The following is a 16804-nucleotide window of genomic DNA, read 5'->3' as shown; positions in this document are numbered from 1 at the left end:
CAGCAGCGTCATTCCACGTGCTCAGCGCAGGGATTCGATCAGGTCGATGTACTTCTGCTTGGCCTCGTCCGCCGACAGGCCCTTCTGCGCGGTCCAGGCGTCCCACTTGGCGCGCGCGACGATGTCGCTGAAGCTGGGCCGCTTGGCCGTGTTGTCGCTCTCGGTGGCCTGCTTGAACAGGCCGTAGATCTTCAGCAGCGTCGGGTTGTCGGGGCGTTCGGCCAGCAGCTTGGAGTTGGCCTGGGCGGCTTCGAAGAGGGATTGCAGGTCGGACATGGGCAAGAAGCACTCGAGAAAGCAGGGGAGCGCATCTTAAGGGAGCCTCAGTCGCGCAGGCCGGCCCGCGCCAGTTCGACGTCGAGCCGTTCGCGCGCGTCGGCCGGCGCCAGGGCGGCCGCCTTCTCGTAGAGCGCCATGGCATCGGCCAGCCGGGCGTCGCCTTCGAGCATCAGCAGCCCGCGGCCGTATTCCATCCAGCCGCTGGCCGAGTCCGGGTTGAGCGCGAGGCCGCGCTCGAACAGCGCCAGGGCGGTCTCGGCGCGCACGCCGTAGGTCATGCGTCCGACCAGCGGCCCGACCTTGTCGATCACCTCGGCATGGAAGGCGCCCAGCGCCAGGTGGGCATCGGCGTGACGGGGCTGGAGCGCGATCACGCGTTCGAGCGCCAGCTTGACCTTGTTGCCCAGCCCCTGTGCCAGCGCGCGCGCCACGCTGATGCCTTGCGCGTAACGGCCGAGCGCATAGGCCTCCCAGTAGAGCGCATGGCAGTTGTCGGGCTCCGCGGCGGCCTGGCCGGCGGCCCGTTCGGCCACCTGCAGGAACAGTGCGAGCCGGACCCGCTCACGCGGTTCCAGGTAGTTGGCATAGACCGCCGTGGCCTGGTTGGCGAGCATCAGTCCCTCGCCACCGAGCTGCAAGCCGAGCGTGGCGGCCTGCGCGAACTCGCCGTTGTGGTACATCGCCCAGCCCTCGGCCAGCGCGGGGGCCTGCGGCGCCAGTCCGGCCTGGCCCGCGTGCAGCCGCATCCATTGCGCCAGCGTGGCCTGCGGGTCGAAGCGCGGCATGTCGTCGTAGGGAAAGGGCACCCAGTGCATCGCCGCGGCGGCATCGGTCGCCGGGCCGTGGCAACCGGGGGGCAACAGGGAGAGGGGCTGGAAGTCCTGCGTGGCCATGGTGTTGTCTCGGGTGATGGCTGCGTCGTTGTCTCGTCCGCCGGGTTCTTGTGCTGTCGTCGCTAGGCCGTCAGGGCCGCATCTTCGCCTTCGTAGGCCCGGCTCAATGTCAGCAAATGCCGACGCTGCTCGGGCACCAGGTAGGGGGTGAGCAGGTGCAGGGTGTGGTGGGCGCCGCGCAGCAGCGCACCCTGCGCATGGGCCGGTTCGAGCGCCTCGCGCGGGTTGCGCACGTACTCGTAGCTCAGCCAGTAGGTCAGCACCACCACCATGCTCTGGGCCAGGGTGTCGACCTCGCGCGCGTCGATGTCGAGGTGGCCGGCGCGGTCCAGGCCGGACAGCAGCGCGCGGATGGCGGCGGCCTTGTTCTGCAGCACCAGCTGGAACTGGGTCTCCAGATGGCGGTTCTTGCTCAGCAGGTCGTTGAGGTCGCGGTAGAGGAAACGGTAGCGCCACAGCAGCTCGAACAGGCTGTGCATGAAGAACCAGGCGTCTTCCACGTCGCCGACGCCTTCGCTGGCATGCAGCAGTTCGTCGAGCTCGGCCTCGTACTGGCTGTAGAGCCGGTTGATCAGCTCGTCCTTGGCCGGGTAGTGGTAGTAGAGGTTGCCGGGACTGATGTTCAGTTCGCCGGCCACGAGCGTCGTCGACACGTTCGGCTCGCCGAAACGATTGAACAGGTCGAGGGCTGCTTCGAGGATGCGCTCGGCAGTGCGGCGCGGCGCCTTCTTGGCCATAAGTCCGCCTTGTGATGTCAGCCGTTTTTTGTCTCTGGCCCCACTCTAGCGCAAGTGGATGCCAGCGGGGTGACATCGAACGAGAGAAGGCCGCGCCGTGGCGCGGGGTTTCTCAGCCTTCGCTGCGCGGCGCGCGGCGGCGCGGGCGGGGCGGTTCCGCCGGCTCGTCCTGCGGGGCGCCGGCCTGGAGCCGGGCCTCGAGGGCCTCGACCCGCTCGCGCAGGGCGTTGAATTCCTCGATCGAGGGGTAGCCGAGGTTGGCCAGCGCGCGCGCCACCCGTTCCTCGAAGATGTTCTCCAGCTTGCCCCAGCCGGCGGCGGTCTTGGTGCCGAGCTCGCTGGCCAGGCCCGCCATGCGGCTCTGCGCCTGGGCCAGCGTTTCCTCGGCCGCCTGCTGGGTCTTCTTCTGCATGCCGGCGCCGTCCTTGACCAGCGCCTCGAAGGCCTTGCTGCCTTCCTGCTGCATCTTGGCGAAGGCGCCCAGGCCGGCCAGCCAGATCTGCTGGGCGGAGTCCTTGATCGGGTCGGCCTTCCTGTCGTCGTCCTTCGTTGCCATGGCGGTGTTCCTCAGTCTTCCTTGCTGACGGCGACGCGGTACCCGTGGGTCTTGAGCAGCGAATGCTGGCGCGAAGCCTCGAGGTCGTTGGCGACCATCTCGCTGATCATCTCATCGAGCGTGATCTCGGGGATCCAGCCCAGGTCCTTCTTGGCCAGCGAGGGGTCGCCCAGCAGGGTCTCGACCTCGGCCGGACGGAAGTAGCGCGGGTCGACCGAGACGACCACGTCGCCCGGCTTCACGCCCGGCGCCGCGTCGCCCTCGACGCTGCGCACCACGGCCTTCTCTTCCACGCCGGTGCCGACGAAGTCGAGCGTGATGCCCAGCTCGGCCGCGGTCTTGCGCACGAAGTCGCGCACGCTGTACTGCACGCCGGTGGCGATCACGTAGTCCTTGGCGTTGTCCTGCTGCAGCATCATCCACTGCATGCGCACATAGTCCTTGGCATGGCCCCAGTCGCGCAGCGCGTCCAGGTTGCCGACGAACAGGCAGGCTTCCAGGCCCTGCGCGATGTTGCACAGGCCGCGCGTGATCTTGCGGGTGACGAAGGTCTCGCCGCGGCGCGGGCTCTCGTGGTTGAACAGCACGCCGTTGCAGGCGTACATGCCGTAGGCCTCGCGGTAGTTCTTGGTGATCCAGTAGGCGTAGAGCTTGGCCACGCCGTAGGGGCTGCGCGGGTAGAAGGGCGTGCTCTCGCGCTGCGGGATCTCCTGCACCAGGCCGTAGAGCTCGCTGGTGCTGGCCTGGTAGAAGCGTGTCTTGTCCTGCAGGCCCAGGAGGCGGATGGCCTCGAGCAGCCGCAGCGTGCCGATGGCGTCGACGTCGGCGGTGTACTCGGGTGCCTCGAAGCTCACGGCCACGTGGCTCTGCGCGCCCAGGTTGTAGATCTCGTCGGGCTGCACCTGCTGCACGATGCGCGTCAGGTTGCTGGTGTCGGTGAGGTCGCCGTAGTGCAGGTGCAGCTTGCGGTTCTTCTCGTGCGGATCCTGGTAGAGGTGGTCGATGCGGTCGGTGTTGAACGAGGACGCGCGGCGCTTGATGCCGTGCACCTCGTAGCCTTTTTCCAGCAGGAATTCGGCCAGGTAGGAGCCGTCCTGGCCGGTGATGCCGGTGATGAGTGCTTTCTTGGGGATCGTCGTCATGGTGGGCGTGCTCACTTGGTTTGCGCGACCAGCGCGACGCGGCCGTAGGTGTCGTCGAAGCGCACGATGTCGTCTTCGCCGAGGTAGCTGCCGGACTGGACCTCGATCACTTCGAGCATCGTCTTGCCGGGGTTCTCGAGCCGGTGGACCGTGCCCAGCGGGATGTAGACCGATTCGTTCTCGCGCACCAGGATGGTCTCCTCGTCGCGCGTGACCTTGGCCGTGCCCTTGACCACCACCCAGTGTTCGGCGCGGTGGTAGTGCATCTGCAGCGACAGCTTGGCGCCGGGCTTGACCGTCAGGCGCTTGACCTGGAAGCGCTCGCCGTTGTCCACGCTGTCGTAGGCGCCCCAGGGGCGCGCCACGCGGCGGTGCTCGGTGGCCTCGTTGCGGCCTTCGCGGTTGAGCATCGCGACCACGTCCTTGACCTGCTCGGCGCAGGCGGCGCTGGCCACCAGCACCGCGTCCTGCGTGTCCACGATGATCAGGTCCTCGGTGCCCAGGGCCACCACGGGGCGCAGCGGGGCGTGGACGAAGGTGTTGCGCGCATTCAGGGCGCTGGCCATGCCGCTCAGGCGGTTGCCCTCGTCGTCGGCCGGGTAGAGCCCGGCCACGGCGTTCCAGCTGCCCACGTCGCTCCAGGCGCCGGCGAAGGGCACGACGGCGATCTGCTTGTGTTTCTCGAGCACCGCGTAATCGATGCTCTCGCTGCGGCAGGCCTCGAAGGCCTCGCGGTTCAGGCGCACGAAGCTGCCGTCGGTGGCCGGAGCCTGGGTGGCCTGCTGGCAGGCGGCCAGAATGTCCGGCGCGTGCTCGCGCAATGCCGCGATCAGCGTGGAGGCCTGGACCAGGAAGATGCCGGCGTTCCAGAAGTAGCCGCCCTTGAGCAGCAGCGACTGGGCGACCTCGGCGTTGGGCTTCTCGACGAAGCGCACCACGGCCTGGCTGCCCGGCGCCGCGGCCAGCGCCGCGCCGGATTCGATGTAGCCGTAGGCGGTGCTGGGGAAGCTCGGCACCACGCCGAAGGTCACGATGTTGCCGGCCAGCGCGGCGTCGATGCCGGCGCGCACCGTCTGGGCGAACAGTGCGGCATCGGGGATGTGGTGGTCGGCCGGCGCGAAGAGCAGCAGGTCGTCGGGGGCGGCCAGCAGGGCGGCCACGGCCATGGCCGCCGCGGTGTTGCGGCCCATGGGCTCGAGCAGCTGGGTGCCGCCGACGCCCGCGGCGTCCATCGCCTCCTGCACCAGGAAACGGTGGTCATCGGCCGCGACGCAGGTGATGCGCGGGTTGAGCACCTGCAGGCGCTCCAAGGTCAATTGCAGCAGGCTCTTGCCGTCGATCAGCGGCGCGAACTGCTTGGGCAGCGACTTGCGCGAGAGCGGCCACAGCCGCGTGCCGCTGCCACCGCAAAGAACAACCGGATGTATGGAATTTGTCATGGTATTTCGCGGAAATGAGGCGGTGATGACCGACGACACAGTGGTTCTTTTCGAGGCCTCGGGCTTCTGAAGAAGTAAAACTAAAGAACTCTTACTTTAGCTGCTAATTGTTTCCAATCGTGTGCTTGATTTGGCGTAATCCCCTATTTTTGACTCGGATCGCCCGGGGTATCACTACGTATGACGCCTTTCCATGGATTAGACCGTTGCATCAGGGCGTACACACGGGGCTATGAAACGCCATTGGCTCGCAATGTGCCATGGATAATGAAGCGCTTGGGCCCACCGACGGCCGATTCAACAGACCAAGAGCTTCCCACATGATCCTTGTCACCGGCGGCGCCGGATTCATCGGCGCCAACTTCGTACTCGACTGGCTGGCCCAAGGCGACGAGCCGGTCGTCAATCTGGACAAACTCACCTATGCGGGCAATCCGCAGACGCTGGCCTCGCTCAAGGATGATGCACGCCACGTTTTCGTGCAAGGCGACATCGGCGACAGCGCGCTGGTCGACCGGCTGCTGGCCGAGCACCGGCCGCGCGCGGTGCTGAACTTCGCGGCCGAGTCGCACGTCGACCGTTCCATCCACGGACCCGAGGACTTCGTCCAGACCAACGTGCTGGGCACCTTCCGCCTGCTCGAGTCGGTGCGCGGTTACTGGAGCGCGCTGCCCGCGGACCAAAAGGCAGCCTTCCGCTTCCTGCACGTGTCGACCGACGAGGTCTACGGCTCGCTGTCGGCCACCGACCCCGCCTTCACCGAAGAAAACAAGTACGAGCCCAACAGCCCGTACTCGGCCAGCAAGGCCGCCAGCGACCACCTGGTGCGGGCCTGGCACCACACCTACCGCCTGCCCGTAGTGACCACCAACTGCTCGAACAACTACGGTCCCTTCCATTTCCCCGAGAAGCTGATCCCGCTGATGATCGTCAACGCGCTTGCCGGCAAGCCGCTGCCGGTGTATGGCGACGGCATGCAGGTGCGCGACTGGCTGTATGTGAAGGACCACTGCAGCGCCATCCGCCGCGTGCTCGAGGCCGGCCGACTCGGCGAGACCTACAACGTGGGCGGCTGGAACGAGAAGCCCAACATCGAGATCGTGCACACCGTCTGCGCGCTGCTGGACGAACTGAGCCCGCGCGCCGATGGCCAGCCCTACGAGGCACAGATCCGCTACGTGACCGATCGCCCGGGCCACGACCGCCGCTATGCGATCGACGCGCGCAAGCTCGAACGCGAGCTGGGCTGGAAGCCGGCCGAGACCTTCGACAGCGGCATCCGTAAGACCGTGGCCTGGTACCTCGCCAACGGCGACTGGGTGCGCAACGTGCAGAGCGGGGCGTACCGCGAATGGGTCCAGAAGCAATACGACGCCAAGGCCGCCGCATGAAGGTGCTGCTGCTGGGAAAAGGCGGCCAGGTCGGTTGGGAGTTGCAGCGCAGCCTGGCGCCGCTCGGTGAGCTGGTGGCGCTGGACTTCGACAGCACGGATCTCCACGCCGACTTCAGCCGCCCCGAGCAACTGGCCGAGACCGTGCTGAAAGTGCGCCCCGACGTCGTCGTCAATGCGGCCGCGCACACGGCGGTCGACAAGGCCGAGAGCGAAGCGGACTTCGCGCGCACCCTCAACGCGACCGCGCCCGGCGTGGTCGCCGAGGCTGCGCAGCAGGTCGGCGCGCTGATGGTGCACTACTCCACCGACTACGTCTTCGACGGCAGCGGCAGCGCGCCGTGGAAGGAAGACGACCCCACGGGCCCCTTGAGCGTCTATGGCCGCACCAAGCTCGAGGGCGAGCAGTTGGTCGCGCAGCACTGCGCCAGGCACCTGATCTTCCGCACCAGCTGGGTCTATGCGGCGCGCGGCGGTAACTTCGCGAAGACCATGCTTCGCTTGGCGAAGGAGCGCGAGCGGCTGACCGTCATCGATGACCAGTTCGGCGCCCCCACCGGTGCCGAATTGCTGGCCGACGTCACGGCCCATGCGATCCGCGCAACGCTGCGCGATCCGCACAAGGCCGGCCTCTACCACCTCGTAGCAGGTGGCGAGACCACTTGGCACGGCTATGCACGCTTCGTGCTCGAGCAGGCGCTGCAAAAGGGCGTCGCATTGAAGGCGAGGCCTGATACCGTCGATGCGGTCCCCACCAGCGCCTTCCCGACGCCGGCCGTGCGACCCGCCAACTCCCGCCTGGATACCCACAAGCTGCAGGCCACATTCGGCCTCGTGCTGCCCGATTGGCAAGCGGGTGTGACCCGTATGTTGAGCGAAACGCTTTGACCAAGAAAAGACGAACACGATGACGCAACGCAAAGGGATCATCCTCGCCGGCGGCTCCGGCACCCGTCTGCATCCGGCCACGCTGGCGATGAGCAAGCAACTGCTGCCCGTCTACGACAAGCCGATGATCTACTACCCGCTCAGCACGCTGATGCTGGGCGGCATCCGCGAGATCCTGATCATCAGCACGCCGCAGGACACGCCGCGCTTCCAGCAGCTGCTGGGCGACGGCAGCCAATGGGGCATGAACCTGCAGTACGCGGTGCAGCCCAGTCCCGACGGCCTGGCCCAGGCCTTCCTGATCGGCGAGCAGTTCATCGGCAACGCCCCCAGCGCGCTGGTGCTGGGCGACAACATCTTCTACGGCCATGACTTCGCGCAGCTGCTCGGCGGTGCCGATGCGCAAGCCGCGGGCGCGACCGTCTTCGCCTACCACGTGCAGGACCCGGAACGCTACGGCGTGGTCGACTTCGATCCGCAGGGCAAGGCCCGCAGCATCGAGGAGAAGCCCGAGCAGCCCAAGAGCAACTACGCGGTGACCGGCCTGTACTTCTACGACAAGCAGGTGGTGGACATCGCCAAGGCCGTGAAGCCGAGTGCGCGCGGCGAACTCGAGATCACGGCCGTTAACCAGGCCTACCTCGAGCGCGGCCAGCTGAACGTGCAGATCATGCAGCGCGGCTATGCGTGGCTGGACACCGGCACGCACGAGAGCCTGCTCGAAGCCGGTCAGTTCATCGCCACGCTGGAGCATCGGCAGGGGTTGAAGATCGCCTGTCCTGAGGAGATCGCGTGGCGGGCGGGCTTCATTGACCGCGAACAACTGGCCAGGTTGGCTGCCCCATTGCAGAAGAACGGCTACGGCAAATACCTGTCCCGCCTGCTGGCCGAGGAGATTCGCTCGTGAAAGTTATACCCACTGAGATTCCGGACGTGCTCGTCATCGAGCCCAAGGTGTTCGGCGATGCGCGCGGATTCTTCTTCGAGAGCTTCAACCAGAAGGTCTTCGACGAGGCCCTCGGCCGGCATGTCGACTTTGTGCAGGACAACCATTCCCGCTCGAGCAAGGGAGTGCTGCGTGGCCTTCACTATCAGATCCAGCAACCCCAGGGCAAGCTGGTTCGCGTCGTTCGGGGTGCGGTGTTCGACGTGGCGGTGGACATCCGAAAATCTTCACCGACCTTCGGGCGTTGGGTCGGCATGGAATTGTCCGAGGAGAACCAGCGCATGCTGTGGGTGCCGGAGGGCTTCGCGCACGGTTTCGTTGTGCTGAGCGAGTCCGCGGATTTCCTTTACAAGACGTCCGACTACTACATGCCCCAGCATGAGCGCTGCATCGCTTGGGATGACCCCACGCTGGCCATCGTCTGGCCGGACAGCCTGAAGCCGACGCTGTCCGCCAAGGATCAGGCGGGGCGGCGGCTGGATCACGCGGAGGTGTTTGAATGACGCCCCGCGCATTTGATCGCCTCTGCACCGGGGGCGCAGCAGTGCTCCGCTCACATGGCGCCACTGCCGTGAGCTTGGCCACGGTCCGGCGGACCTTCGACGACGCACCGCAGGTGTCGCTCGCGTGATTCAAGCCGATTCCTGGATGGCGCGCGCGACGCGCAAGTCTGCCGACATCGCACGAAAGCCGGTTTTGGCCGTACGCGCGCTGCGGCAAACCTTCGCTTATTACGGATCCCCTCAGCTGGTCGCGCGCAAGGCGTGGCGCGCGTGGCAGCAGGAAGGTTGGAGAGGTCTGTGGCGACGCGCACGCGCCGTTTTGCAGATGGCCGATGCAGCGGACCCGCGGCGTGGCTGGGCTGGATTGGCCAACGGGCTGTTCGTGGTGCCGCCCCCGTTGGATGGCTCATTCCTGCCCCTGGTGACGGTGATCGTGCCCAACTTCAACCATTCCAAGTACCTGCGTGCACGGCTGGACTCGATCTATCGTCAGGACTACGACCGGTTCGAGGTGATTCTGCTCGACGACGCTTCGTCGGATGACAGCGTCCAAGTGCTGCGCGAGTACGCCGAACGTCATGCCTCGAAGACGTCATTGCATGTCAATGCAGCGAATTCTGGTGGTGTGTTCCATCAGTGGAAGAAGGGCCTGTCGTTGGCTCGAGGCGAACTGATCTGGATCGCCGAGAGCGATGACTACTGCGAACCGACCCATCTGTCCGAACTGGTCCGCTTCTTTCGCAACGAAGCGGTCACGCTGGCGTTTTGCCGCAGCGAGTTCGTGCGCGGTGAAGAGTGCAAGACCGAGTGGAGCACGGACGAGGCACTGGCCGATTGTCTGGGTGACCTGGTGCGCCAGCCCTTCATACAGTCGGCCCATCGTCTGGTCAACAACGCGTGGGGTAAGAAGAATCTGGTGGTGAATGCCAGCAGTGCGGTGTTTCGTCATCCAGGCGCCTTGCCATTGCTGCAGGACGAGGCCTGGACGCGCCTGCGCCTTTGCGGCGACTGGATCTTCTATCTCCATCTGGTCCGCGGTGGCTTGGTGGGGTACACGCCTCAAACCACGAACTACTACCGCCAGCATGGCGAAGGCACGTCCTTCCAAATACGTCAACGCGACACTTACTACAGCGAATTCGAGGCGGTCGCCCATGCCGTGTTGAAGCTGTACCGGATCGACACCGAGATCCTGGCGTCTCAGCAGCAGGCTTTGTATGTTGAGTGGTGTGCGGCCCGGGGCGCGAAGGCCGAGGTGGAATTCGCGCAGCTCTACGACCTCGAACGGGTCCGCCGGGCGGTGGGAATGCGCTCGCCCAATGTGCTGATGGCAGGTTTTGCATTGATCGCCGGCGGAGGCGAGACCTTCCCTGTCATGCTGGCGAATCTGCTGCGACAGCAGGGCGTCGCCGTAACCTTTTTCAACTGCCGCCATGTGCCGACGGAGCCCGGGGTGCGCAAGATGCTGGAGCGCGGCGTACCGTTGGTCGAACTCGACCATCTCGGTCGCATCGGGGCGCTGTGTGAAGAATTGGGCGTTGAACTTGTGCATTCGCACCATGCCTGGGTCGACATGACGCTCGCCCAATGCCTGACCCGGCAGCCTGGCATCCGGCAGGTCGTCTCCATGCACGGCATGTACGAGATGATGACGCCGGACGCGCTGGCCAACGTCATGCCCATGCTGGATGAGCACATTGACGGCGTCGTGTACACCGCCGCCAAGAACCTCGGGCCCTTCTCGCCGGCGTTCCAGGCAGAGAAGCATTTCACCCTCATCCGCAATGCGCTGACCGTCCAGCCGGTCACGCCGGCAGACCGCGCCGCGCTCGGCATGACCGAGCAGGACTTCGTCTTTTGCCTGGTGGCACGGGCGATTCCTGAAAAGGGTTGGGAGGAGGCCATCGATGCTGTCGAGCGTGCCAATCTTCTGGGCAGCCGTCCGATCCACCTGGTGCTGATCGGCGAGGGCATCGAGTCGACGCGGTTGGCTGCGCGTGCAAGCGACCGGGTGCATTTTCTGGGGTTCAGGTCCAATATCCGGGATTACTACCTCATGTCTGACATGGGCCTGCTGCCCTCTCGTTTTCCAGGAGAGAGCGCCCCGCTGGTGCTGATCGATTGCCTGTTGGCAGGCAGACCCCTGCTCGCGAGTCGTATCGGTGAAATTTCCGACATGCTGCAAGGCGACGGTGAGCCGGCCGGCGCGGTCTTCGATCTGGAACCCGGTTTCGTGATCCCGGTCGAGCAACTTGCCCAATGGATGGCTCGAATGGCGAACGAGCCCGGCTTGTACGAGCGGGCGGCCGCACAGGTCCCCCGAGCGGCGGTGAAGTTCGACCCGCTCGTGATGGTGCATTGCTACATGGATTTCTATCGCGATGTGTTGCTGACCGCTGATGGCCGGCTGGAAAGCCCGCAGTTTTGAAAGAAGCGACATTGAAGAAGACCTGTCTGATCCTGGGTGGTGGAGGCTTTATCGGTTCGGCCATCGCCGATCGACTGCTTGCCGAAGGTTGGGGCGTGCGCGTCTTCGATCGGCCCGGGGTACGGCCCTATCGCGTCTTCGGCCCCCATGAGCCCCTGGAATGGATGGAGGGCAATTTCCAAGACCGAGCGGCATTGCGCGTTGCGCTGGGGGGCGTGGACGCCGTGGTGCATCTCATCTCGACCATGCTGCCAAGGCAGTCCAACGACTCGCCCGATGAGGACGTGCAGTCCAACGTCCTGGGCTCCCTGCAACTGATGCAGGAGATGGTGGCTCAGGGGGTGCAACGCATCGTGTTCGCATCGTCGGGCGGTACGGTCTACGGCGTCCCGACGCATCTGCCGATTCGTGAAGACCATCCGACGCAGCCCCAGGTGTCCTACGGCATCTGCAAGCTGATGATCGAGAAGTACCTGTACCTGTTCAGCCAGTTGCATGGACTGCAGCCGGTGTGTCTCCGCATTGCCAATCCCTATGGCGGTCGCCAGCGGATCGATACCGCACAGGGGGCCGTGGCGGTCTTCCTCCACCGCGCCTTGCATGGCGAGACCATCGAGATCTGGGGCGACGGCTCGGTCGTGCGGGACTACCTGCATGTCGACGACGTGGCGAGCGCGATCTCCGCCGCGCTGCGTTACGAAGGCCGGCACCAGGTGCTCAACATCGGCGCGGGTTGCGGCCTGAGTCTGAATGGGTTGCTCGACGAGATCGAGTCCCTGCTCGGCGCCAAGGTGGACCGGCGCTACTTGCCTGGCCGCAAATTCGATGTTCCCGCGAGCGTTCTGGATATATCGCTGGCCAATGCCGAACTCGGCTGGGCGCCTCGCATCGGGTTCGCAGAAGGCCTTCGCCTCACCCTGGCTGCGCAGGGTCGCTGACCCGCGCTCGACTGGCTCCGTTGCTGCGTCGATAGATCGACGCGGCAACTCTTTTGGACAGTTACATGCATACATCCGCCCTCGATTTCGGCAAACTGTTCTTTGAGACCTATTGCAGTGAGCTGCAAGGCGCCACCGTGCACGACATCGGCGCTCAGAACGTGAACGGCTCGCTGAGCGACGTGCTTCCCCCCCACCTTGCCTACGTCGGCGTCGACTTCGTGGAGGGCCGGGGAGTCGACATCGTGCTCGAAGACCCCTATCGCCTTCCTTTCGCCGACGACAGTCTGGATGTCATCGTCTGCAGCTCGTGCTTCGAGCATTCTCAGTTCTTCTGGCTGGCGTTCCTGGAGATGTTGCGGGTCCTCAAGCCTGAGGGACTGCTGTACTTGAATGTGCCCAGCAATGGCAGCTTCCATCGCTACCCTGTGGACTGCTGGCGCTTCTATCCCGACGCCGGGATGGCGCTCGAGGCATGGGCGAACAGGGAGGGTTTCGCGTCCAAGCTGCTGGAGTCCTTCGTGGGCGAGCGGTCTCCGGAAGGCTTCGCCAGCGGCGGTGCCTGGAACGACTTCGTGGCGGTTTTCGTCAAGGATGCCGTGCATGCGCCTCACTACGCCAGGCGCATGCTGCATTCCCTGCCGAATTGCTGGAATGGCGTGGACGCAACGGCAGGCAAGGAAGTCAACAGTGCGTTTCTGAGCCCCGACCATGCGGAGGTGACACAGCTGCAGATCGCCATGCATCGTCAGCAGGAAAAGGCTGGCGCTCAGGCGCTCAGGCGGGATGCACAGGTCCGGCAGCTCGAAGAGGCGTTGGCAGCGAAGGATCAGGCGCTGGCGCAGATCGCTGTCGAGCGCGAGAGCGCCGATGCGAAGGCGACGCTGTACGCAGAACAGGCGGAGCAGTTGCAACGCCGGCTGACCGAGACGCTGGACTCCCGATCCTGGCGTGCCACTGCTGGCGTGCGCAAGCTGGGGACGCTGGCGCGAAAAGTGCGCAATCGTGGACGGCGCATGCTCGCAGGCTCCAATCAGGGCGCCGCGCACCTGGATGCCGCCGAAGCGAAAAGAGCCGCCCTGGAGGCCGAGGTCGCGACCCTGGCCGCCACCGGCCTGTTCGACGAGAGCTACTACCTGGCGACCTATCCCGATGTGGCGCACGGCAACCAGCCGCTGCATCACTACTGCGCATTCGGCTGGCGCGCGGGACTCGATCCGTCCGCGGAATTCTCCACGCGCTACTACCTGGAGAGTTATCCGGACATCGAGGAAGCCGGGATGAATCCGCTGCTGCACTACGCGCTGGCCGGCCAGGAGGAGGCGCGGCACACCTTGCCCAAGCACTTGCGCAAACGCCCCGCCGAAAAAGTTGCTGCCGAATGCGAAGCCATCCGTCGAACCGAACTGTTCGACGAGGCCTTCTACCTGGCCATGTATCCCGACATTCGGCCAGTGCCCCAGGACCCGCTGCATCACTACTGTGAGAGGGGATGGCTGGAGGGGCGAGATCCCTCGGACATGTTCAACACCGAAGCGTATCTGTCTACCTACCAGGACATCGACGAGAGCGGACTCAACCCCCTCTGGCACTACGCCGTCGCCGGCGCGGGCGAGAACCGCTCTCCCGATCCTGGAGAGCTCACCCGCTGTGAAGATGATGTGAACTTCGGCCCATGCGACAGCGACGTCAAATTCATCGTCATGCACCATTGCGTCGACTGGGCCGCAGTTTTCGCGGGTGCCAGCTACAGGAACGGCACTCGTCCAGGCGTGGAGCTCGGCTTCTACGAAAGCGCCAATCCAGCGCTTCTCCGGAAGCAGGCCGAAATGGCCGCCCGACATGGGGTTCACGGTTTTTGCTTTGTCGTGGATGCACGGAATCAGCGGTCGCATCCGATGCTGGATGTCTGGCAAGCGCAAACTGACATCGATCTGCACTGCTGCGCCCGGCTCGATCTGCATCCGGACGAACCGTGCTCGGAATCGCTGCTGGTCTCCATCGCCAGGGCCTCGGGTGATCCCCGGTGGATTCGAGTGGGAGGGCTGCCGATGCTGCTCGTGCAGCCGGCGGCCGGTCGGGACGTGGGCGGGGCACTGCGTGCCATTCGCAGGACGCTGGAGCGCTTGCGGGGTAAGTTCTTCCTCGTCGCCTGCCTGCCCGATAGCGTAGATCCGCTTCAGGACTGCGACGCCGTGACGGTGTTGCCGACGGGCGCCGATGGCACCGGGCCTATGCCGTCCTATGCCTTGATGGCCAAGCACGAGCTGGCACGCTTGGAGCGCGCCGCGACTGCTGCGCTGCCCAGACTGCCGCTGGTCCTTCTGGGAGCCCGTGGCGAGGAGCCCGAGGTCAGGCGCCATGAGTACAGGCGATTCCGACTCGGGACCTATCGCCGTTGGCTGGATGCCGCCATTGCGCATGTACGCGCCAGCACCATGCCAAGCGCCGAGCGCTTCGTGTTCGCCGATGCTTGGAATGATTGGCAGGCCGGTCTTGTGCTGGAGCCCGATCTCCAAGGCGGATTCGGACGCTTGAACGAGAGTACGCGCGCGCTGATGGGGATTGATTCCGGCTTGGCCACGCCGAAGGTCACGGTGATCGTGGTCAGCTACAACCACGAGCGCTTTCTGCGGCGGCGCCTGGACAGCATCTATGCCCAGTCGTACAAGAATTTCGAGGTGCTGCTGCTTGACGACCGCTCCACCGACCAAAGCCGGGCGCTCTTGGACACGTATGCAGCCAAGCACCCCGCCAACACGCGCACGATCTACAACGAGACGAACTCCGGCAGTCCTTTCCGGCAGTGGGCGAAGGGTATCGCGGCGGCGACCGGCGATCTGGTGTGGATTGCCGAGAGCGACGACTTCTGCAATTCGACATTTCTGGAAGAGATGGTACGAAGCTTCGATGACAAAGCCGTGATGCTGGCCAGTGCTCGCTGTGTGTTCGTCGGCAGCGATGAAGCTCCCTTGCCCGATGGATTCAAGAGCTATGTCGCCGATCTCGAATGCGCGTCCAAATGGAACGGGCCGTACGTGGAGACTGCCCACAACGAGGTGCGTGCGGCACTCGGCATCAAGAACACCATCCCCAATGCGAGCGGGGTGCTCTTCCGTCGCCCGCTGGACATGCCCCTGCTCGAAGACCCCGATTGGCGGGCCATGCGTGTGGCGGGCGACTGGGTGTTCTACTTACATCTTCTTCGGGGCGGGAAGATCGCGTACGTGCCCGGTGCGATCAACTACTTCCGTCGCTACGAGGGCAGTGCGGCCGAAGTGACTTACCGCAAACGGGTGTTCTATCAGGAGCTGGGCTTCGCGAGCCGAACGGTGGCGGCGTTGTACGACGTACCGTTGAGCATCCTGGAGCGCTGCCGCGACGGCTATCGACGCGTCTACCGGGACCTGGTCGGCGGCGACGATGCGGAATTCGACGAGTGGTACGACTACGACGCCGTGCTGAGAGCGCGCGAGGCACGCCAGCCGAACGTGCTGGTGACAACCATGGGATTCTTCCCGGGCGGGGCCGAGATCTTCCCGATCCAGCTGGCCAATGAATTCAAGGCGCAGGGCCAGTCGGTGCTGCTGCTGAGCACGGGCCTGGGTGCGTTCGAGGACCGCATCTGGCGGATGCATCGCAACGACGTGCCGGTGGTGGAGACGCACGATCTGGAGGCCACACGTCAGCTGATCAGAGATTTCGGCATCGAGGTCCTCAACTCGCATCAGTGGTACATCCAGCGATATCCTGCCCTGCAGGAGAACGTTTTCGAGGGGCTTCGCGCACATGTGGCGACGTTGCACGGCATGATCGAGCACGGCAGTGCTTTCGACGTCACTTCGGCAGAGTTGGGAAAGGCCGACACCGGGGTCAGTCGTTGGGTGTACACCGCGGACAAGAACCTGACGCCCTTCATCAAATTGGGTTTGCATGAACCCGGCTCGCCACGCTTCCTCAAGATGCCGAACGGCGTTCAGGCCCCGCATGCCGACGCCGTGTCGCGCGCGCAGCTCCATATTCCCGACGATGCCTTCGTGCTGTGCTGCGTCAGCCGGGCCATTCCCGACAAGGGCTGGCGCGAAACGATGGCGGCAGTCGGATCGGCGCGCGAGCTGAGCGGGCGGGATATTCACCTGGTCCTCGTGGGTAACGGACCGGTTTATAACGAGCTTCGGCGCGAGGCCATTCCGTCCTTCGTCCACCTCGTGGGATTTAGCGAGAACTCCGTGGGCCACTATCTCTTGGCCGACATGGGCATCATGCTGACACGGTTCAAGTCGGAGAGTTTCCCGCTGACCATCATCGATTGCCTGTTCGCCGGCCGGCCCTACATTGCGACGGATGTGGGCGAGATCCCTAACATGCTCACCGACGGTGAGCAGTTGGCCGGCGCGCTGGTGCGGCTCGAAGACTGGAAGATCCCTGTGCAGGAGGCGGCCCGGGTCATTGCCGCGTTCGCCGATGACGCCGGCCGCTACCAGGCGGCCACCGGCGTGGTATCCCGCTTGATCAGTCGCTACCGAATCGAATCGGTTGCGCAGCGCTACATCGAAGTGTTCGACGAGTGCTGCCGACGAGGAGACTCATGAGCGCTGCAGGGCGTTGTCGTACGAAGCGCCGTGGGGCAGGCCTGAACCATCGACGTGCCACAGGGAGAATTGG

The 16804-nt window shown here is 65.0% G+C and carries 13 protein-coding genes; 7 read left to right on the top strand and 6 right to left on the bottom strand.

Annotation, left to right across the window (positions count from 1 at the left end; translation table 11 throughout):
- Positions 1-21: 21 nt before the first annotated feature.
- From QTI20_RS23060 to QTI20_RS23035, 6 genes are all read right to left on the bottom strand, one after another.
- Positions 22-276: an acyl-CoA-binding protein gene (locus QTI20_RS23060; protein WP_286554037.1), complete on the bottom strand. Its 255-nt coding sequence runs from the start codon at positions 274-276 to the stop codon at positions 22-24.
- Between the two features lie 47 nt (positions 277-323).
- Positions 324-1172: a tetratricopeptide repeat protein gene (locus tag QTI20_RS23055; protein WP_286554038.1), complete on the bottom strand. Its 849-nt coding sequence runs from the start codon at positions 1170-1172 to the stop codon at positions 324-326.
- Between the two features lie 62 nt (positions 1173-1234).
- On the bottom strand, positions 1235-1909 hold the full coding sequence (locus tag QTI20_RS23050) for a TetR/AcrR family transcriptional regulator (RefSeq protein ID WP_286554039.1): 675 nt from the start codon (positions 1907-1909) through the stop codon (positions 1235-1237).
- Between the two features lie 112 nt (positions 1910-2021).
- Entirely contained in the window at positions 2022-2465 is a 444-nt protein-coding gene (locus QTI20_RS23045; RefSeq protein WP_286554040.1) for a phasin family protein, read from the bottom strand.
- Between the two features lie 11 nt (positions 2466-2476).
- Positions 2477-3607: a GDP-mannose 4,6-dehydratase gene (gene gmd, locus QTI20_RS23040; protein WP_286554041.1), complete on the bottom strand. Its 1131-nt coding sequence runs from the start codon at positions 3605-3607 to the stop codon at positions 2477-2479.
- Positions 3608-3618: 11 nt separating this feature from the next.
- Positions 3619-5046, bottom strand: a complete 1428-nt coding sequence (locus tag QTI20_RS23035; RefSeq protein ID WP_286554042.1) for a mannose-1-phosphate guanylyltransferase/mannose-6-phosphate isomerase — start codon at positions 5044-5046, stop codon at positions 3619-3621.
- A 320-nt stretch (positions 5047-5366) separates the two neighbouring features.
- Between QTI20_RS23035 and rfbB the strand changes: the two genes are divergently transcribed.
- From rfbB to QTI20_RS23000, 7 genes are all read left to right on the top strand, one after another.
- Positions 5367-6437, top strand: a complete 1071-nt coding sequence (rfbB, locus tag QTI20_RS23030) for a dTDP-glucose 4,6-dehydratase (protein WP_286554044.1) — start codon at positions 5367-5369, stop codon at positions 6435-6437.
- Entirely contained in the window at positions 6434-7324 is an 891-nt protein-coding gene (rfbD, locus tag QTI20_RS23025) for a dTDP-4-dehydrorhamnose reductase (RefSeq protein WP_286554046.1), read from the top strand. The genes rfbB and rfbD overlap by 4 nt, the downstream gene beginning before the upstream one ends.
- 19 nt (positions 7325-7343) lie before the next feature.
- Positions 7344-8231 (top strand): glucose-1-phosphate thymidylyltransferase RfbA, encoded by an 888-nt coding sequence (gene rfbA / locus QTI20_RS23020; RefSeq protein ID WP_286554048.1) that lies wholly within the window; start codon positions 7344-7346, stop codon positions 8229-8231.
- The gene (rfbC, locus tag QTI20_RS23015; RefSeq protein ID WP_286554049.1) at positions 8228-8773 is read left to right on the top strand and encodes a dTDP-4-dehydrorhamnose 3,5-epimerase; all 546 of its coding nucleotides are present in this window, start codon (positions 8228-8230) and stop codon (positions 8771-8773) included. The genes rfbA and rfbC overlap by 4 nt, the downstream gene beginning before the upstream one ends.
- Positions 8774-8897: 124 nt before the next feature.
- Positions 8898-11201, top strand: a complete 2304-nt coding sequence (locus QTI20_RS23010) for a glycosyltransferase (RefSeq protein ID WP_286554051.1) — start codon at positions 8898-8900, stop codon at positions 11199-11201.
- A complete protein-coding gene (locus tag QTI20_RS23005) occupies positions 11198-12139 on the top strand; it encodes an NAD-dependent epimerase/dehydratase family protein (RefSeq protein ID WP_286574273.1) in 942 nt (313 codons plus the stop codon). The genes QTI20_RS23010 and QTI20_RS23005 overlap by 4 nt, the downstream gene beginning before the upstream one ends.
- Positions 12140-12204: 65 nt before the next feature.
- Positions 12205-16731 (top strand): glycosyltransferase, encoded by a 4527-nt coding sequence (locus QTI20_RS23000; RefSeq protein WP_286554054.1) that lies wholly within the window; start codon positions 12205-12207, stop codon positions 16729-16731.
- Positions 16732-16804 lie beyond the last annotated feature (73 nt).

This window comes from Variovorax sp. J2P1-31, assembly GCF_030317215.1.
Lineage (GTDB): Bacteria > Pseudomonadota > Gammaproteobacteria > Burkholderiales > Burkholderiaceae_C > Variovorax.
This window is presented reverse-complemented; position numbering and strand designations above follow the sequence as displayed.